We start from the raw sequence: 18,750 nt of genomic DNA on the forward strand, positions 1-18,750 counted from the left end.
GGACCGAGCGGCTCCCTTGACGAAGCCTGAGCCGAAGCGAACCACGGCGCGTTCGATCGTGCCGTTCGTGGTGGTCTTCACGCTCACCGTGCTGCTCCCCAGACTCATGATCTTCCCGGTCGTCGGACTGGGCGCCGATGAGGCCGCCTACGGGATCATCGGGCGCGAGGTGCTGGCGGGGCACTGGCCCTACACCACCGCCTTCGACCACAAGCCGGCCGCCCTCTACTACCCCTATGCGCTGTCGCAGGCGGTCTTCGGCGCCTCCACGGCATCGCTCCGGTGTCTGTCGCTGGTCGTGGCCGTGCTCTCGTTCGTACTCGCCTACCTGATCTGCAGACGGCTGGGGCTCGGCGGATGGGGTGCTGCGCTGCTGTCGGGGGTGTACGCCCTCATGTGTGTGGGGAGCGACGGTCTGGCCGCGCTCAGCGAGCCGACTCTCAACCTCTACGTGCTGGGCCTGCTCCTGGTCCTCACGTACCGACCGACCTTCTGGCGCGGAGCCGTGTTCGGCCTGTTGATGGCGGTCGCGATCAACACGAACTACCTGATCGGCCCGGTACTCGTCATTCCGGGCCTCTACTTCCTCGTTGCCGGACGGAAGGCGAAGATGGCGTGGGCCGGCGGGTTCATCGCCTTCCTGGTCGGCTGCCTCGTCATCCTGCTCCCGGTGTTCCTCTTCTCCAACATCACGAACTACTTCGAGCTGCAGCGAACGTTCCTCAGCGTCTACGACAAGGCCCCCGTGTGGTGGCCCAAGACGCTCCGTCGAGTGGAAGGGTTCCTGGCCCCCACGCTGGCCGTCCTGCTCGTGCCGATTACGGCGTTGGTGCTGGGTGCGCCTCGCAGCCGGCAGGTCAAGGTCACCGCCTGGTCAGTGGTGTTTCTCGTCGTCTCGATCGCCACGGCCTGTTACAACCAGTTCTTCTACGCGCACTACGCGATCATCATCGCACCGGCCGCTCTGGTGATCGCCGTGATCGCGGTGCGGCGCTATGACGGAGCGGCTCGCAGTATCACGCTGCCCTCGGTCGTGCTGGCCGTGGCAGTCTGGGCGATGGTGGTTCCGGAGCTGCCCAGGCTGCTGAAGGGGGCGGAGGTCGCAAGGGCGCAGCTCAGTCTGGGCCCCGACCGCAGTGCCCCGGAGATTGAGGTGGCTCAGGCCGTCAGACGAGTGGTCGAACCGGGCGATGTGATCTACACCATGGACGTTCACGACTACTTCCTGACCGGCGCAGGGCTGCCGACGAAGTTCTTCTTCCCCTCCCAACACCTGAAGGAGTCGAACGCAGCGGCCATGAACAGCACGCCTGCGGCCGAGGTGCGAGCCATCCTGGCTCAGCGTCCGCGAGCGATCGTCATGCGGGTGTCACCGGCCTGGCCAGAGTCAGTTTCAGGGCTGGTCGACGAGTACGTTCGGGACCGCTGTCGGCTGTCGGCCCAGGTTCAGGATCAGGAGATCTCCGTCTACGCCTGTCCGTCCCCATGAGCGACGGCCGGCCGGCAGATCACCGCCTCACCGTCTCGAGCCCTACCCCTCGTCGTGGGTGACAGCCGGCTCGGTTCCCAGGGCACCCGCCTTGGGTCGCACTCGGTGGTCTACCTGGTCGGCACGGCGCTGCAGGGTCTCGCAGTGCTGCTCATCCTGCCCTTCGCCACCCGGCTGCTGGGGCTGGTGGAGTTCGGCAAGGTGGCCACCGCCCTGGTGGTGGTGCAGATGGTCGGCACCATTGCGGGAGCCGGCCTGCCACAGGTGATCCTGCGTGAGCATCACCGCGGCGACGACGGCCCCAGGGTGTCCCGAGCCCTCGCCGGCGCCATGATCGCCCTGGCCCTGGGTCTGGGTGTCGTGGGCACGCTGCTCGGACTGGTGCTGTCGAAGCTCGGCTGGGCCGACCTCGACGAGTGGCTGCCCATCGTCGTGGCCTCCGCGAGCCTGACCACCGTGGTGGCGAGCCAGACCCTGATGCGAGCCCGACTTCGCCCCGGCGGCTTTCTGACCCTGGCCGTCGCGGCCACCGTGGTGGCCCAGCTCGCGGGGCTCCTCGCCGCCCGCGCCGAGCCCACGGCCCAGCGCTACCTGCTGGCCTACGCCGCGGTTCTGGCCGTGGTGGCCATCGGCGGCATCGTCCTCACGCGGCCCCTGCCGCCCACCCGGGAGCGAACCAGGGTGCGGGCCGGAGCCCGCCTCGCTGCGCCGCTGCTGCCGCAGGCGGTCGCGATGCTCGGCCTGCTCATGGGCGACGTGCTGTTGACGCGGGCCCTGCTCGGTGAGGCGGCCGCCGGTAGCTACCAGGTGGCCCTCCAGCTCGGGTACGTGCCGTTCGTGCTCGCGGTCGCCTTCTTCAACGCGTGGGCCCCGCTCGTGCTCTCGCACCCGATCGAGCGGCGGTGGCAGTGGACGGCGCGCACGGGCACGGCCCTGACCACCGTGGTGGCGATCGGCGCCGTCGGTGTCGCGCTCCTGGGGCCCTGGTTGGTGACGGTGATGACCCGGCCGGACTTCGACACGGTGGCGATCGTGGCGGCCCTGGGCCTGATCTCGAGCGTGTCGGTGGCCTACATGATCTACCAGGGCAGCTCGCTGGCCGTGCTCGACGCCGAACGAACCGGCCGTCTCGCCTGGGCGTCCGCGGCGGCCCTGGCCGTGCTGGTGCTGATGGCCTGGTGGCTCGCGCCGGCCCACGGCATCGTGGGCATCGCCGTGGCCAAGGCGGTCGCCTACGTCGTGCTGATGGCGCTCACGGTTGCGTTCGCACGTGCTCATTCGCCGCTGCGCTGGCCGCCGCGGCTCGTGGTGGTCTGGCTGGCCTCGGCCGCGCTCGCCGTCGGGGCGTCGCTGCTGCCGATCACCGGAGGGGGGGCAGTCGTACGTCTGCTCACGGCAGCCGTGGTCGCAACGGTCGCGCTGGTGCTCGCGCCACGGGTGCTGCGGGTGCTGCGGGGCTAGGATCGTCGGGCCCGCCTCGAGCACCTCATCTTCCGTGCGATCCCCAGGAGAACGACCGTGGTGACCCCCCTGCTGCACCTGGGCCTCGGGTTCGACGACCTGCTCGTGCCGGCGCTGGTCGAGGCCGGGTTCGCCACGCGCGACATGGTGCTCATCGCGCGCACCGACGCGAACCTCTCGTGGGTGCGTAAGCATGCCCCCGGCGCCACGGTGGTCAGGCTGCCGTACGCCGCCGCCCGCAGGGCCAACGTCGTCAGCGGGCTCGCCCCCCACGCCGCCCTCAAGCGGGCCTGCGGTGGGGTGGGCCTCGACATTCTCGACCTGCTCGTCTCGGAGCGGGCCCTGCGCCGCAACCGGGTCGACACGGCGATGAACTTTCTCAACCTGGCGGCCGAGGAGATCGAGGCCGCAGTCGCCGGCCGTGGCCCGGTGTTCGCCCTCGTCGAGTTCACGGTGACCTCCGAGCTGCTCACCGCCGGCCTCGTCACCCACCACGGCGGCCTCGCGACCTGGCCGCGGGGCCTGCGGCTGCCGTCCGACCGGTTCGGCCTGTTCGGGGCCCCGAAGGGCATCACCCACTGGCAGCGACAGGTCGAGGACCCCGCCGCAGTCACGGCCGGGGAGGCCTTCCTCGAGGCGCGCCGGGCCGGGCCCAGCGGGCGCCCGCCGGGTTACGAACACAACCTCAAGGTCGAGTCGGGCTCCGAGATCCTGCGGCTGGCCACCGACCGCGTGAAGGAGTTCGTGGCCGACCGGGGAGCCAACCTGCAGCTGCCGAAGCCCTCCGACTACGCGCGCCTCCCGTGGCTCAACCCGGCGAAGGCCCGCCTCAACCTCCGCGAGTACCGCGAGCGTCGCTGGGACCCACTGCCCGAGCGCTACGTCTTCCTGCCGCTGCACGTGCAGCCCGAGTCGAGCGCTGACGTGATGGGTCAGGAGTGGCGTGACCAGGCCTACACCGCAAGGGTGCTCGCCGACGCGCTCGCTCCGCTGGACATCGCCGTCGCCGTCAAGGAGCACGCGAACTTCATCTGGCGCCGCGACCCCGACTACTGGCCGCCCTTCGACGCGCACCCCAACATCGCCGCCATCGACCCGCACTCCGACTCCCGCGAGCTGATGCAGCACGCCGTGTTCACCGTCACCGCCACCGGCACCGTCGGTCTGGAGGCGGGGCTGGCTGGGTTGCCCGTCGTCACCGGCGCGCGGATGCCGTGGAGCAGCCTCGCCAACGTCGCCCACCTCTCGGTGCCCGACGACCTCACCGCCTTCGTGGCCGACCGCGGCTGGGAGTCGCTGCGGGCGGACCGCTCTGCGATCGAGGAGTGGTTCGTGCACGACTACGTGCGCCACTCCTGGGAGGGCGTCGTGATCGACCCGCCCCGCGCCCCGCACGTGCTCGAACCGGCCAACATCGCCCGGGTCGGAGCGGCCCTGGCGGAGGCAGCGGCGTCGCTCGAACCGCCGAGCTCGCACCACTGAGCCACGGGCGCCCCCACCCGGCCTGTTGCCGCGGGCGGCGGACGCGATGCTCACCTCGCTTACGGCAGGATGGGCAGGTGGAGATTGCCGTAGTGCTGCTCGCCGTCGCTGCGACCGTTCTCGCCGGTTCATGGTTGGCCGGCCGTCTCGGGCTACCGGCCCCGCTCGTGCTCATCGTGGTCGGTATCGCCGGCTCGTACCTGCCGTTCGTTCCCGAGATCGCGCTGAGCCCCGATCTCGTGCTCTACGGCATCCTGCCCCCGTTGCTCTACGCGGCAGCCATCTCGACCTCGCTCGTCGACTTCCGCACCAACCGGGGCGCCATCCTCAGCCTGTCGGTCGGTCTCGTGCTGTTCACCGCGCTCGGGGTGGGCCTCTTCCTCTGGATGCTGCTCGGCATCCCGTTCGCCGTGGCCTTCGCCCTCGGCGCCGTCGTGGGGCCACCGGATGCCGTGGCGGCCACGGCGATCGGGCGGGCGATCGGGCTGCCGCGCCGGCTCACCACCATCCTCGAGGGGGAGTCGCTGCTCAACGACGCGACGGCGCTGGTGTCGTTGCGCACCGCGCTCGCCGTGGCCGGCCTGGCGGGGGCGGCTGCCTCCCACGTGACCGTGGGCGAGGTGGCGCTCGACTTCGGCTGGGCGCTGGTCGGCGGGGCGGCCATCGGTTACGTGCTGGCTCGGCTCATCGAGGTCGTGCGGCGCAAGCTGAGCAGTGACCCGACCTTCGACACCGTGATCTCGTTCATGATCCCCTTCGCCGCCTACGTGCCGGCCGAGAAGGTCGGGTCGTCGGGGGTCATCGCCGTGGTCACCGCCGGCCTGGTGCTCGGCCACCGCTCACCGCGCTACCAGCCCGGTGCGTCGCGGCTCAGCGAGCGGATCAACTGGAGCTCGATCCAGTTCCTGCTCGAGAACTCGGTGTTCCTGCTCATCGGGCTGCAGGTGTTCTACGTCGTCGACCGGGTCCGGGCCTCCCACCTCGGCGTCGGCACGATCATGCTGGCGGCGGGCGGCACACTCGTGGTCGTGCTGGTGCTGCGACCGCTGTGGGTCTTCCCGTACCGCTGGGTCATGACGACCGTGCTGCGCAAGGAGAGCAAGAAGCCGTGGACCTACCAGGCCGTCGTGTCGTGGGCCGGTATGCGGGGCGTGGTGACGTTGGCGGCCGCTCTGTTGCTCCCGGCCGACACCGAGGAGCGCGACGTGCTCGTGCTCATCGCGGTGACTGTGACCGTCGGCACCCTGCTCATCCAGGGCACCACCCTGCCCTGGCTGGCGAGACGTCTGGGCGTGCGCGGACCCGACGCCCGCGAGGACGCCCTGCAGGCGGCATCCGTCATGCAGCTGGCGTCGCGGGCCGGGCTCGAGCGGCTCGAGCAGCTGGCTGACGAGGAGGGGCTCGCTCAGTCGACCGTCGAGCTGCTGCGCACCCGCTCCGCTGACCGCGTCAACCAGATGTGGGAGCGTCTCGGTCCGAACGAGGGCGGCAACGAGACCCCCAGCGACCAGTACCGGCGCGGCCGTCTCCAGATGCTCGACGCGGAGCGGGAGGTCGTGCTGAAGGTGCGCGACGAGGGCCGGGCCGAGCACGAGGTGCTTCGGGTCGTGCTCAACGCCCTTGATGTGGAGGAGATGGTGCTCGAGCGCATCGAGTACGAGGCGAACCGGCTGGGAGAGGACGACCTGCTGCCCACCGAGACCGTCGAAGAGGAATGCGAGCATCTGAGCGCTGCACCGGGCTTCGTTGCGCCCAACACGCCCGAGGGCTGTGAGGGCTGTCTCCAGGAGGGCCTGGACTGGGTGCACCTTCGACTCTGCCTGACGTGCGGGCACGTCGGCTGCTGCGACTCATCGGTTGGGCTGCACGCCCAGAAGCACTACGAGCAGACCCGCCACCCGGTGATGCGCTCGTTCGAGCCGGGGGAGGCGTGGCGCTGGTGCTATGTCGACGAGGTTCTCGGCTGACGTAGGCCGTGAGGACACGAGCGAGGAACGAGCGAGGCCCGGAGGGGTCGTTGGGTCAGCCGTAGGGGGTGGCTGACGTAGGCCGTGAGGACGTCGAGAGGGCGTGGCGTGCAGCACGAGACGCCCTCTCGACGTCTTCTTTCGGTGGCGAAGGTTAGACCTTGGCGGCGGCGAAGCCCTGTTCGAGGTCGGCGATGATGTCATCGACGTGCTCGATCCCCACCGAGAGCCGCACCAGCCCGGGCGTCACGCCGGCAGCGAGCCGGTCGGCATCCGGGCCCTGGGAGTGCGTGGTCGACGCGGGGTGGATCACGAGCGAGCGCACGTCGCCGATGTTGGCCACGTGGCTGTGCAGCGTCAGCCCCTCGACGAACTTCTTCCCGGCCTCGAGGCCGCCGACGATCTCGAACGACAGCACAGCTCCGGCGCCGCGCGGCACGTACTTCTGGGCCAGCTCGTAGTTGGGGTCGCCGGGCAGCGACGCCCAGACGACCTTCTCGACCTGGGCGTGCCCCTGGAGAAACGCGGCGACTGCGTGCGCGTTCTGCAGGTGGCGTTCGACGCGCAGGCTGAGCGTCTCGATGCCCTGCCCGATGAGAAAGGCGTTGAACGGCGAGATGGCCGGTCCGAGGTCACGCAGCAGCTGCACGCGGGCCTTGAGGATGAACGACAGGTTCACCCCGAAGGCGCCGTCCTTGCCGAGGTCGCGCGCGTAGACCAGGCCGTGATAGCTCGGGTCGGGCTCGTTGAAGCCGGGGAAACGCTCGGGGTCGGCCCCGAAGTCGAAGCGGCCGGAGTCGACGATCACGCCGGCGATGGAGTTGCCGTGGCCGCCGAGGTACTTCGTCGCCGCGTGCACGACGATGTCAGCGCCGTGCTCGAACGGTCGGAGCACGAACGGCGTGGCGACCGTGTTGTCGACGACGAGCGGCACGCCCACGTCGTGCGCCACAGCCGCGACCGTCTCGATGTCGAGGATGTCGGACTTCGGGTTGGCGATGGTCTCGCCGAAGAACAGCTTGGTGTTGGGGCGGGCGGCGGCGCGCCACGACTCGGCATCCGCCGGGGTCTCGACGAAGCTCACGTCGATGCCGAGCTTGGGCAGGGTGTTCTGAAAGAGGTTGTACGTGCCGCCGTAGAGGGCGGGGCTCGCCACGACGTGGTCGCCGGCCTGGGCGATGTTGATGATCGCGAGGAAGGTGGCCGACATGCCCGAGCTGACGAGCAGCGCACCGACCCCACCCTCGAGCGACGCGACGCGCTTCTCGACGGCATCCTGGGTGGGGTTCATGATGCGGGTGTAGATGTTGCCCATCTCCGAGAGCGCGAAGAGGTTCTTCGCGTGGTCGGTGTCGTTGAAGACGTAGGACGTGGTCTGGTAGATGGGCAGCGCGCGGGCTCCGGTGGCGGAGTCGGCCTGCTCCTGCCCGGCGTGGACCTGTCGGGTCTCGAAGGACCAGGTGGGGGAGTCGCTCATGGTGGGTTCCTCGTCTGCTTCGTCGGCAGGTCGGGCACCGAGCGAACCCGGCACGCCGACTACTGGTCGGTGCGGAGATGACTCTCCGCGCTTGCCCGTCGGCGGCGCCCACGGGCCAGGTCTTCACCCGGGGCACCCCACCGCGGGTGGAGGGTTGCCGGCCAGCGAGCCGGGGCTTGTCGCTGACGCTCATGACCTGTTCACAGACTAGATCGACCTGTCCACGGAGTGGGAACCAGTGTTCTCATCGTGGACGTCGGTGCACGGCTGCGCGTTCTCGGTCGGCCTGTCGGGGTGCGGCTTCTCCGCTTTGAGCGGATTCGCCCGTGACTCATTACGATCGGGCTATGCCTCTCGACCAGACGCGCCGGGATGCCCCCTCCAGCTCGCCCGGCCCACCGCCGCCTCGTCCTTCCCGGTTGTCCCTTCTGGACCTGTTGCGGTTCCTCGCCGCCTTTGCGGTGTTGCTCTACCACTTCACGGCACGCGCGAGCCCGGCGTGGTCCGAAGGGGTCACCACGGTCTTCCCGAACGTGCACCAGTTCACCAAGTACGGCTATCTCGGTGTCGAGCTGTTCTTCTTCGTATCGGGTTTCGTCATCCTGATGACGGCATGGGGGCGCGATGTGCCCGGTTACGTGGCCTCGCGCGTGGCCCGGCTCTTTCCGGCGTACTGGGTGGGGGTCGTGCTCACCGGGCTGCTGCTGGTGCTGCTGCCGGCGCCGTGGAAGGACGTGAGCCCTCGCGAGGTCCTGGTGAACCTCACCATGCTGCAGGTGCCCTTCGGGGTGCGCAACGTGGACGGGGTCTACTGGACGCTCTGGGTCGAGCTGCGTTTCTACGCGCTCATCGCCCTCTTCATGGTCGTCGGGATCACCCGCGCGCGAGTGCTGGCCTTCGCCATGGCCTGGCCGGTGGTGGCCGCCATCGCCGCGCGCACCCAGAGCGGGTTCCTCGAGCTGCTGCTCATCTCGGAGTGGGCCCCGTTCTTCAGCGCCGGCATGCTGCTCTACGTCGTGCACCGTGAGGGCTGGAGCCTGCTGCTGGCGGGGATGTGCGCTGTTCAGGTGATCTTCGCGATGACCACGGCCGGCGATGCCTCCACCGAGATCGTGAAGTACGCGGCTGAGGTCGATCCCACGATCGTCTCGCTCGTCGTTGTCGTGAGCTTTCTGGCGGTGGCAGCGGTGACGACCACCAGGCTTCGCCTGGTCAGCTGGCGGGCGGCTGTCTGGTTCGGGGCGCTGACCTACCCGCTCTACCTGGTTCACGAGTACTGGGGATGGTGGGCCATCTCGGTGCTTCGTTCACGTGTCCCAGACCGGCTGGCCCTCGTCATGGCCATGCTGTTCGTGCTGCTGCTGGCCTGGTTGATCCACCGGTTGGTGGAGCGGCCCCTGTCGGGGCCGCTTCGACGGGCTGTCCGTGCCGGCCTGGCATCGAGTCGGGCGGCGACCGAGACGTCAGCGACCGAGACGTCAGCGACCGAGACGTCAGCGACCGAGACGTCAGCGACCGAGGAGCCGGCAACCGGTCGGCCCACGCCCGCTGCAGTCGCGGCGGTGGGCAGTCGTGAGGACGTCCTAGCAACGGCTACCAGCGAGTAGACTCGGTGCGTGAGCACGAATTCCGAGTTCGACCTGTTCCGGATCAACGAAGACCATGAGGCCCTGCGCGAGGCGGTCCGGGCGGTCTCCGAAGACAAGATCGCCCCCTACGCGGCGTCCGTCGACGAAGAGGCCCGCTACCCGCAGGAGGCGCACGACGCACTCGTGGCCTCCGACTTCTTCGCCCCGCACGTGGCAGAGGAGTACGACGGTGTCGGTGCCGATGCCCTCGCGACCTGCATCGTCATCGAGGAGGTCGCCCGGGTCTGCGCCAGCAGCTCCTTGATCCCGGCGGTCAACAAGCTCGGCTCGATGCCGCTCATCCTGGCCGGTTCGGAGCAGATCAAGGCGAAGTACCTGCCGCCGCTCGCCCGCGGCGAGTCGACGTTCTCCTACGGCCTCTCCGAGCGTGAGGCCGGCTCAGACACGGGGGCGATGAAGTGTCGCGCCCGCCGCGAGGGCGACGACTGGGTGCTGAACGGCCAGAAGTCGTGGATCACCAACGCCGGCGTCTCCGAGTTCTACACGGTGCTCGCCGTGACCGACCCCGACGGACAGCGCGGGAGCAACGTCAGCGCGTTCGTCGTCGAGAAGAGCGACGCGGGCTTCACCTTCGGCGAGAAGGAGCGCAAGCTCGGCATCAAGGGCTCGCCGACCCGCGAGCTGATCTTCGAGAACGTGCGCATCCCCGAGGACCGCCTCGTGGGCGCCGAGGGTGAGGGCCTCAAGATCGCCTTGCGCACGCTCGACCACACCCGCGTGACCATCGGCGCGCAGGCGGTCGGCATCGCCCAGGGGGCCCTCGACCAGGCGCTCGCGTACGTGCGGGAGCGCAGGCAGTTCGGCTCGGTGGTGGCCGACTTCCAGGGCATCCAGTTCATGCTCGCCGACATGGCGATGGAGCTCGAGGCCGCCCGGCAGCTGGTCTACGTCGCGGCCGCGAAGTCGGAGCGCAACGACAGCGACCTGACCTTCTTCGGAGCCGCGGCCAAGTGCTACGCCTCCGACGTCGCCATGAAGATCACGACGGATGCCGTGCAGCTGCTGGGGGGCGCCGGCTACACCCGTGACTTCCCGCTCGAGCGGATGATGCGCGACGCGAAGATCACCCAGATCTACGAGGGCACCAACCAGGTACAGCGCATCGTCATGGCCCGCCAGCTGCTCAAGCGCTGATCGCGTGCGGCGCAGCCGCGTCGGCCGGTCGACAGCGGCCATGGCCACGGGCATGGCCAGGGGCATGGCCACGGCCAGCCGATTTTGCGATCACCACGGGGTGCCGCAGGACTCAGCCGTGGATCTACGCAATGATGCGGTCACCATGAGCGAATCCGTCGACCCTGCCGCGCTGCCGGCCGTCAGCGTCATCGTGCCGGTCCTCAACGAGGAGCGGCACCTGCGTGAGGCGGTGCGGATGATCCTGGGGCAGGACTATCGCGGTCACCTCGAGATCGTCCTCGCGATCGGGCCCTCCACCGACCGCACGGCCGAGGTGGCCGCTGACCTCGTGGCCCACGATGCTCGGGTGCACACCGTGCCCAACCCGTCCGGTAGAACGCCCGAGGCACTGAACGCGGCCATCGCGGCCTCGACGGGAGAGATCGTCGTTCGGGTCGATGGCCACGCGGAGATACCGAGCGACTACGTGACGGTGGCGGTCCGTGAGCTGTTACGGGTCGGCGCCGACAACGTGGGCGGCATCATGGACGCCCAGGGCGCCGACGACTTCGGCCGCGCCGTGGCCAGCGCCATGCGCAGCCGGCTTGGTGTCGGTAGCTCTGCCTTCCACGTCGGCGGTGAGGCGGGGGAGGCCGAGACGGTGTATCTGGGGGTGTTCCGCCGTGACGCGCTCGAGCGGGTCGGTGGCTACGACATCCACTTCACGCGGGCTCAGGACTGGGAGATGAACCACCGGATCCGCGAGAGCGGGGGGCGGGTCTGGTTCACTCCCGACCTGCGCGTCACCTACCGACCTCGTGGCTCGTTCAAAGCGCTGGCCAAGCAGTACTTCCAGTACGGCAGGTGGCGACGGGTCGTGGCTCGCCACCACGAGGGCACCATCAACCTGCGCTATCTGGCGCCGCCGGCGATGGTGCTCGGAACGACGGCGGCGGCCCTGGTCGGCTTTGTCTGGCCACCGGCCTGGCTCGTCCCGGTCGCCTACGGCACGAGTGTCGTCGTCGGCGGGGTCGCGATCACGTCGGGGGAGTCCGTGCGCACCCGCCTGGTCGCGCCCCTGGTGCTGGCGACGATGCACTGGTGCTGGGGGTTCGGCTTCCTCACCAGCCCGAGGAGCCTCGCCCGTTGAGTCGCCGCCACCAAGGTGCGCAGTCGTCATAACATGTGAGCCGACATCCGTCCGTCCACACTGATCGGGAGCTCATGCCTGGTGCCGCGGCGCTGATCGCGTCAGTGCGTCGCCTCGCGACCCCGGATCTGCCCCGGTTTCTGGTTCGGAAGATCTCGGAGACCCCGCTCAGCGAATACCGGGCGTGGGTGCGGACGCTGCCGATCGAGCCCGACGACGTGCTCTACGAGTCGTTCGCCGGCAACGGGATGCTCGACAGTCCCGAAGCGCTCTTCCGGGCTCTCCTTGCTGATCCCGAGCAGCAGCACCGCAAGCACGTCTGGGTGCTCGATGAGCCGCGGCGCCACCGAGGCACCACGGATGAGTTCTCCGCAGACCGGCGGGTGCGGTTCGTCAGACGGGGCTCGCGCGCCTACCACCGGGCGTTGGCGACGGCAGGGCTGCTCATCAACAACGCGACGTTCCCGGCCGAGTTCGGCAAACGGCCCGGGCAGACCTACCTCAACACGTGGCACGGCACGCCGCTCAAGCGGATGGGCTACGACGAACGGCAGGGGGCGTCGGGCGCCGGCAACGTGCTGCGCAACTTCATGATGGCCGACTACCTGCTGTCGTCGTCTTCGTTCATGTCGAGAACGATGTACGAGCAGGCCTACCGCCTGGCCAACGTCGCCCCGGGGAAGATCATCGAGGGGGGGTTCCCGCGAACCGACCGCCAGGTGCTCGACGAGGCCGGTCGAGGCGAGGTCACGAGGCGGTTGCAGGCCCGTGGGGTGTCGGTGGAACCGGGGGAACGGGTCGTGCTCTACGCGCCGACCTGGAAGGGCGAGTCCTTCCATCGACCGCTCGATGAGACGAGGGAGCTGGCCGACCGGGTGCGCCGCCTCACGGCGCACCTGCCGGCCGGCCACCGGGTGCTCCTCAAGGTGCACCAGCAGGTGTCAGACCTGGCCGCGACGCAGCCGTCGCTCCTGGGTCTGCTCGTGCCGAACGACGTACCGACCAACGAGGTGCTCGCGATCACCGACGTACTGGTCACCGACTACTCGAGCATCTTCTTCGACTTCCTCGCCACGGGCCGGCCCATCGTGTTCTTCACCCCTGACGCGGCCCGGTACGACGATCACCGTGGTCTGTATCTCGACCAGAAAGAGCTGCCCGGCCCCCAGGTGGTCGACGTCGAAGACCTGTCTGTGGTCATCAACGCCGTGGGTACCGGGCAGCTGCCTGACCCCCAGGTGAGCCACCTAGGGGCGTACGCAGCAGCCCGAAGTCGTTTTGCGGCACACGAGGACGGTGCAGTGACCCAGCGCGTTCTCGATGTCGTGGTGCGGGGACGGTCCGACAGCGTGGAGGTCCGGGCCATCGCCGGCGACGGCCGACCGACCATGCTGATCTACCTCGGGGGCATGATGTCGAACGGCATCACCACCTCAGCCCTCAACCTGCTGCGCAACCTCGACCATGAGGCCTTCGACGTCTCCGTGGTCTACGACGCGAGCATCGTGCCGGAGCGGGTCGCCAACGCTGCGCTCATCGACTCCCGGGTACGGCAGTTCGTGCGAACCAGCGGCTTCAACCCGGCCAAGGTCAACTGGTTGACCCGGCGACGGCTCTTCGCCGGGGAGGCAGACCGCATCCGGCCCTCGCACCGCCTGGCTTTCGAGGGGCTGCTGGCGTCGGAGTGGCAACGAACGGTGGGCGCGGCTCACTTCGACCAGGTCATCGACTTCAGCGGCTACTCCCCGCTCTGGGCGAACCTGGTCGTGGGCGCACCCGCTGGCTCGCGAGCCATCTGGCTGCACAACGACCTGCTGGCCGACCAGCTGCGTGAAGTGGGGGGCCGCCACCCGCATCGGCGCAACCTGGCGGGAGTCTTCGCCACCTATCGACGTTTCGACCGGCTCGTGTCGGTCTCCGCCGCGTTGCGGGACATCAACGCCCGCCACCTCGGGCAGTGGGCTCCCGCAGAGTGTTTCGTCGCCGCTCGCAACACCGTGGACGCCGACCGGGTCCTGACGAGTGCGGCCGCGCCACTACCCGACGAACCCGCTCGGCTGAGGCGGATGCTGCCCACCGCGCCGCCCGACGGGCGGCATGAGCGACGCGGGGAAGGCGAGCAACACGGCTGCGCCCACGGGTTCACGTTCGTCAGCGTGGGGCGGTTGTCACCGGAGAAGAACCACGCGAGGCTCATCGACGCGTTCGCGCCCGTGCATGCCGAACACCCTGAGACCCAGCTCGTGATCATCGGCGACGGCCCGCTGCGCGATGCCCTGCAGCACCAGATCGCCGAACGCGGGCTGGGCGAGTCGGTGCTGCTCGCCGGGATGGTGTCGAACCCGTGGTCGATCATGGCCCGATGTGACTGTTTCGTGCTCTCGAGCGACTACGAAGGGCAACCGATGGTGATCCTGGAAGCACGCACCCTCGGACTACCCGTGCTCACGACGGCGTTCGAGTCGGTGTCCTCGGCGGTCAGCCCGCAGGACGGCCTCATCGTCAGTCGTTCCGTTGCTGCGCTCGCTGACGGGCTTCGTGCGGCTCTCGCGGGTCAAGTGCCCACCCCGCCGTTCGACGCCAACCGCTACAACGCCGAAACCATCGAGGAGCTGGTCGAGGCCCTCGGCTCTCGGGTCTGAGCTGTTGCTCGCGACCGCGGCCGGGCCAGCTGCACGGTCAGCGTCAGCTCAGCGGATCACGCACGGCCGCAGCGTCGCTCGTGCCGGCCAGCAACCGGAACTCGTGCTCCCAGAGATCGAGGATCGTGTCCAGCTTGAAGCGCGCAGACCGTTCCTTGGCCCGGGCGCCCATGCTCGACCTCAGGTCGTCGTCTGACATCAGCGCCCGCAGACCCTTGACCAGGCCCCCCAGCTGGTTTCGCGCGACGACGATCCCGTCGGCCCCGTCGTCGATGAGCGCCCGGATGCCGGGGGAGCAGTCGAAGGCCACGGATGGCACTCCGGCCTGGGCCGCCTCAGCGATGGTCAGGGGCAGGCCCTCGTGCTGACTGGTGAGCGCGTAGACCTTGCTGCCCAGCAGGGCCGTCTCGGGGTCGGAGGTGGTCCCTTCCAGAAAAGCCGTCTCCTCCAGCCCGAGTGACGTGATGAGCGCGGCCAGGTCCTGACGCAGCGGGCCGTCTCCGTAGAGGCGCAGTCTCCAGTCGGGAAACTCTGGAGACAGCACCCCCCAGGCGCGGATCAGCCAGTCCAAGGACTTCTCGGGTGAGTACCGGTTCAGGGAGATGACCTCGTTGCGCCGCTGCGGTGACGTCGTGACGCGAGGCGGGGCGATCGGGTTGGGAACCCAGCCGGTGTTGTTCATCCCGTCGAGCTGCTGGAACTGATGAGCGTCCTTCTCCGTCAGTGCGAGGAGGCGGTCAGCATCCCGGTACCACGTTCGCAGGCGACGGATCGACTTCTGTCTGACCGAGCCATCCCGGGACCCGTGGTACTGCGCGATCACGAAGGGACCGCCCGGTCGCCCCGTCTCGAGGCCCGCCGGCACAAGGTGTTCCATCGCGTAGATCTGGGTGCAGATGACCAGCGTCTCGGGACCCCACTGCGACACGATGGGGCGCAGTCTCTCGATGGCTTGATCATGAGACCGTTGCCACGCCGTGAACGCGGCCACCTTCCTCCGGTTGAGCCGGTCACGTCGGCGCAGCGACACCCAGGCAGGGGGCTCCGTCTCGTAGACGGTGCGCATCGTGATGCGGGGGTCACGTTCGAAGGTGATCTCTTCTTCCGGTGGGGTGGGCTTCATCCCGATGATTCCCACGGTGTAGCCGCGACCCAGGAAGCCGTGCGCCATCGTGTTCATGAAGCCCGCGACGCCGCCCAGGCGCGAGTGTTCGATCCCGGCCAGGATGACCCGGGTGATCGGCGTGGGCAGGGGCCGGTGTGCGGAGGCCACCGCGTCGTCGACTGCGCTGCTCATTGCGACTCCGCCATGACCTCGAGCAGGTAGTCGACCGCCCGCGCCGATGCCTGGCCGTCTTCGGTTCCGCAGTATTTCGCGCGGAACCGATGAAGGTCGTCAAGGTGTGCGGTCGGTTGGTCGGCAATTCTGGCGATGGCCTCGTGCAGGCCGGCCTGTTTCTCGCAGAACGGCCCGGGAGACTCGGCGCGAAGGTCGAAGTAGGTTCCCCTCGTGTCCTGTGCGTACTTCTGGTAGTCGGGGGCGTAGATGACGATCGGCTTGTCGAGCCAGGAGTAGTCGAACATGGCTGAGGAGTAGTCGGTGATCATGACGTCGGCTATCCGGTAGAGGTCGCTGATCTCTTCGACGTGTGAGACGTCCATGACGTGGGGGGCGTACTCCCGCTTGATGTCGAACCGGTTGAGGTAGTGCGGTCGGAGCAGTAGGTAGTGGGAGTGGCCGAACTGCTCGACCCACCGATCGAGGTCCAGCAGCACCGTGGCCGCCTGAGACCGGTTGCGGAGGTTCTCGCGGAACGTCGGCGCGTAGAACACGACGGTCCGGTCGGTCGGCAGGTCGAGACGCGCGGCGAAAGCCGGGTCTGCTGCGGGCTGTTTGATGAGGATGTCGTTGCGAGGTGAGCCCCCACGGATCAGGTGCCCGGTGTAGCGGTAGGCGTCGACGAAGGTTGCTTCGAAGTAGTCGGACGGGCAGACGAGAGCATCCCAGGCTGCCTCTCCCGTGATCCGCGCCACCGTTTCAGGCGTGGGATGCATGTTCTCTAGCTTGTGCAGGGCCATTCTCTTCAGGGGTGTGCCGTGCCAGGTCTGCAGGTGGATCTGCTCGGGGCGCTTGGTCACCCACGAGGGCAGTCCCTGGTTGTCGACGATGTACTTTGAGCGCGCCACCGCGATCGCGTAGGCCAGGGTGTGACGCCGGATGACGGCCAGGTCTCCGGTCTCATGCCGTTGGGGCGAAAGAAAGTCCCAGGTGAGCCTCAGGCCGGTTCCTCGGCGGGCCAGCTCGTCGGAGATGGCCCGTGGGTTGTCGGAGAACTGCTTGCCCATGTGCGAGTCGAACAAGATGGCCTTGGCGTCGACCGGCAGCCGCCGCGCTGCCTTGTAGGCGGCCATCCGGGCGCGAGCCTGGCGCTTCTTGTTGCCGGCGCGGCGCGATGACCTCAGCCGGTCGGCCAGGTGCAGGGCATGGGCGGGTTTGGCGCCCCGCCCGGGCACGCGTGCCCGCCTCAGGGCGGCGTCGCCCTCGCCGGTGGCGTACAGCCGGATCCTGGCCCGCAGCAGCCTCGTGGCGCCGTTGGGCTCCGCGAAGAAGACGGGCGGGAGCTCGTCGTCGAGGCAGAGCAGCGAGTCGTTGACCCTGCCCTGCTGAACCGTTCGCACGGACAACCACCAGCGCGTCCCGTGCTGGTTGTTGCGCTCCGAGAAGTCGAGCAGGTCCAGGGTCCAGCGAATGACCTCCGCGTCGACCGAGGTGACCGTCACCGGGACGACCTGGGTCGTTGTTCCGCCGCGCAGGGCGATGCGCAGATCCATCGTCGGATGCGCCGGCCCCTGGGCGAACTTGCCGAAGGTGTCGTGGGTCTCACCGCAGATGCGGACCCCCTTGGGCAGGGGAGTGGCTGCGGTGATGTTGTGGTAGAGGCGAATCGATGCTGCGGGGGTCTCCAGGATGGGGTTGTCGGTGAGGTCGGTCAAGGACTCCTCGAGCGACCCGGTGGGCGGCGGCGTCCAGTCGCCGACGGGCGACCACAGCACCCGGTCGCCGGACGAGACCAGCCGGCCCGCCTGAGCGCCCTTGTGCCGTGCGAACTTCTTGGCCTGTCGGATCCCTTCGGCGCTGCGGCACAGAGCCATTCCGAGGGCCACCCGCTCCATCGCCTCGAGCCCGTCGAAGTAGTGACGCGGAACGGCGCGCAGCGCCGGGTCCAACAGAGCCAGGATCTGTGCCTGGAACTCCGGTTCGACGCTGTCGCCGACATCTTCGATGCTGATCCGTGCGTCATGGCGCAGAAACTTCACATACAGCTCATGACGCAGCTTCGGCTTGTCGTTCTGGTCGAACACCTTCGCCGCCACCTCGATGGCCTTGAGGCGGTCGCGCAGGTTGTTGACCTCACTGCGCTGGTGAGTGATGGTGGTGCGCATCACGGTGGTGTAGATGCGCCAGTGGTAGACGGTCTCCGGGATCACTGCCAGACGTTCTGCCTTGGCGTAGACGTTGGCCGTGAACTGGAGGTCCTCGTACTTGACGCCCACGGGGAAGCGCAGTTCGTGACGGTCGAGGAACTCACGGCGGTAGAGCTTGTTCGTCGAGATGGAGTCGAAGACGATGCCCGGCATCTCCTCGGCCGAGCCGAGCAGTCTGCGCTCCCGATAGAGGGGCGCGTACCAGGTCGTCCATTTGTCGGTCGCGACATAGTGGCGCTTGCACTTGCCCGACACGACCTCGCTGTCGTGGGCCCGAGCGGTGGTGACCAGGTTGTAGCAGGCGTGCCGCTCCAGCTCGTCGTCGCTGTCGAGGAACATGACGTAGGGCGCCGAGCTCAGACTGATGCCTTCGTTGCGGGGGGCCCCGCAACCTCCCGAGTTCTGAGCCAGCCGGTGATACCTCACCCGGGGGTCGGAGTCGACCAGGGCCTTGGCCACCTCTTGAGTCTCGTCGGTGGAACAGTCGTCAGAGATGATGACTTCGACGTTGCGCAACGACTGCCGCAGCACCGAGGCCACCGCCGTCGGAAGGTTGGCCGCGTCGTTGTAGCAGATGACGATGACGGAGACGTCAGGGAGCTTGACGGTCGGGGAGGTGGTCGTCATTGTCAGGGAAGACTCTTCTGGTGGCGTGGACGTCGATTGTCGATGACCTGGCCACTGGCCTCGGGCAGTGACAAGACACCTCGACGGCCAGTAAGTACCCAGGTACCACAGCGCCGTCAGGGCGAATATAGCCCACGGCACCGGCTGGAGGAGCGCGCGCTCGGCCGACCGACGACACGTCTGGTCGGCTCTCGTGGGCGTGCT

Annotated in this window: 11 protein-coding genes and 1 riboswitch; of the genes, 8 read left to right on the forward strand and 3 right to left on the reverse strand. The window is 68.6% G+C overall.

Going from position 1 to position 18,750, the window contains the following annotated elements; genetic code table 11:
• The first annotated feature begins 16 nt into the window (after nt 1-16).
• The 4 genes from BA895_RS20435 (at nt 17) to BA895_RS20450 (ending at nt 6,399) form a co-directional block, all read left to right on the forward strand.
• Nucleotides 17-1,489, forward strand: a complete 1,473-nt coding sequence (locus BA895_RS20435) for a glycosyltransferase family 39 protein (protein ID WP_070193737.1) — start codon at nt 17-19, stop codon at nt 1,487-1,489.
• A 54-nt stretch (nt 1,490-1,543) separates the two neighbouring features.
• Entirely contained in the window at nt 1,544-2,950 is a 1,407-nt protein-coding gene (locus BA895_RS20440; RefSeq protein ID WP_070193738.1) for a lipopolysaccharide biosynthesis protein, read from the forward strand.
• 57 nt (nt 2,951-3,007) lie between these two features.
• Complete coding sequence (locus tag BA895_RS20445) at nt 3,008-4,432, forward strand: hypothetical protein (RefSeq protein ID WP_070193739.1); 1,425 nt, start codon at nt 3,008-3,010, stop codon at nt 4,430-4,432.
• A gap of 77 nt (nt 4,433-4,509) precedes the next feature.
• Nucleotides 4,510-6,399 (forward strand): Na+/H+ antiporter, encoded by a 1,890-nt coding sequence (locus BA895_RS20450; protein WP_070193740.1) that lies wholly within the window; start codon nt 4,510-4,512, stop codon nt 6,397-6,399.
• A 154-nt stretch (nt 6,400-6,553) separates the two neighbouring features.
• On the opposite strand, the gene BA895_RS20455 is transcribed toward BA895_RS20450, so the two are convergent.
• Nucleotides 6,554-7,876 (reverse strand): bifunctional o-acetylhomoserine/o-acetylserine sulfhydrylase, encoded by a 1,323-nt coding sequence (locus tag BA895_RS20455; protein WP_070193852.1) that lies wholly within the window; start codon nt 7,874-7,876, stop codon nt 6,554-6,556.
• 82 nt (nt 7,877-7,958) lie between these two features.
• A riboswitch (SAM riboswitch) is annotated at nt 7,959-8,073 on the reverse strand.
• A gap of 150 nt (nt 8,074-8,223) precedes the next feature.
• Here BA895_RS20455 and BA895_RS20460 point away from each other — a divergent pair.
• The 4 genes from BA895_RS20460 to BA895_RS20475 all read left to right on the forward strand — a co-directional run bounded on the left by BA895_RS20460 (nt 8,224) and on the right by BA895_RS20475 (nt 14,433).
• Entirely contained in the window at nt 8,224-9,483 is a 1,260-nt protein-coding gene (locus BA895_RS20460) for an acyltransferase (protein WP_083283609.1), read from the forward strand.
• Between the two features lie 9 nt (nt 9,484-9,492).
• Nucleotides 9,493-10,659: an acyl-CoA dehydrogenase family protein gene (locus BA895_RS20465; protein WP_070193742.1), complete on the forward strand. Its 1,167-nt coding sequence runs from the start codon at nt 9,493-9,495 to the stop codon at nt 10,657-10,659.
• Nucleotides 10,660-10,804: 145 nt separating this feature from the next.
• Entirely contained in the window at nt 10,805-11,791 is a 987-nt protein-coding gene (locus BA895_RS20470) for a glycosyltransferase family 2 protein (RefSeq protein WP_070193743.1), read from the forward strand.
• 74 nt (nt 11,792-11,865) lie between these two features.
• The gene (locus BA895_RS20475) at nt 11,866-14,433 is read left to right on the forward strand and encodes a glycosyltransferase (protein ID WP_070193744.1); all 2,568 of its coding nucleotides are present in this window, start codon (nt 11,866-11,868) and stop codon (nt 14,431-14,433) included.
• Nucleotides 14,434-14,476: 43 nt separating this feature from the next.
• On the opposite strand, the gene BA895_RS20480 is transcribed toward BA895_RS20475, so the two are convergent.
• Nucleotides 14,477-15,730, reverse strand: a complete 1,254-nt coding sequence (locus BA895_RS20480; protein ID WP_070193745.1) for a glycosyltransferase — start codon at nt 15,728-15,730, stop codon at nt 14,477-14,479.
• Nucleotides 15,727-18,546 (reverse strand): CDP-glycerol glycerophosphotransferase family protein, encoded by a 2,820-nt coding sequence (locus tag BA895_RS20485; RefSeq protein ID WP_070193746.1) that lies wholly within the window; start codon nt 18,544-18,546, stop codon nt 15,727-15,729. Before BA895_RS20485 ends, BA895_RS20480 begins: the two co-directional genes overlap by 4 nt.
• Nucleotides 18,547-18,750: the final 204 nt, after the last annotated feature.

Origin of the sequence: Humibacillus sp. DSM 29435 (assembly GCF_001758225.1) — a bacterium.
GTDB lineage: Bacteria > Actinomycetota > Actinomycetes > Actinomycetales > Dermatophilaceae > DSM-29435.

What these genes read in the sequence shown, in the direction of transcription:
- BA895_RS20460 (WP_083283609.1), top strand. Translation starts at nt 8,224, where the DNA reads ATGCCTCTCGACCAGACGCGCCGGGATGCCCCCTCCAGCTCGCCCGGC.
- BA895_RS20485 (WP_070193746.1), bottom strand. Translation starts at nt 18,546, where the DNA reads ATGACGACCACCTCCCCGACCGTCAAGCTCCCTGACGTCTCCGTCATC.
- BA895_RS20480 (WP_070193745.1), bottom strand. Translation starts at nt 15,730, where the DNA reads ATGAGCAGCGCAGTCGACGACGCGGTGGCCTCCGCACACCGGCCCCTG.
- BA895_RS20455 (WP_070193852.1), bottom strand. Translation starts at nt 7,876, where the DNA reads ATGAGCGACTCCCCCACCTGGTCCTTCGAGACCCGACAGGTCCACGCC.
- BA895_RS20470 (WP_070193743.1), top strand. Translation starts at nt 10,805, where the DNA reads ATGAGCGAATCCGTCGACCCTGCCGCGCTGCCGGCCGTCAGCGTCATC.
- BA895_RS20475 (WP_070193744.1), top strand. Translation starts at nt 11,866, where the DNA reads ATGCCTGGTGCCGCGGCGCTGATCGCGTCAGTGCGTCGCCTCGCGACC.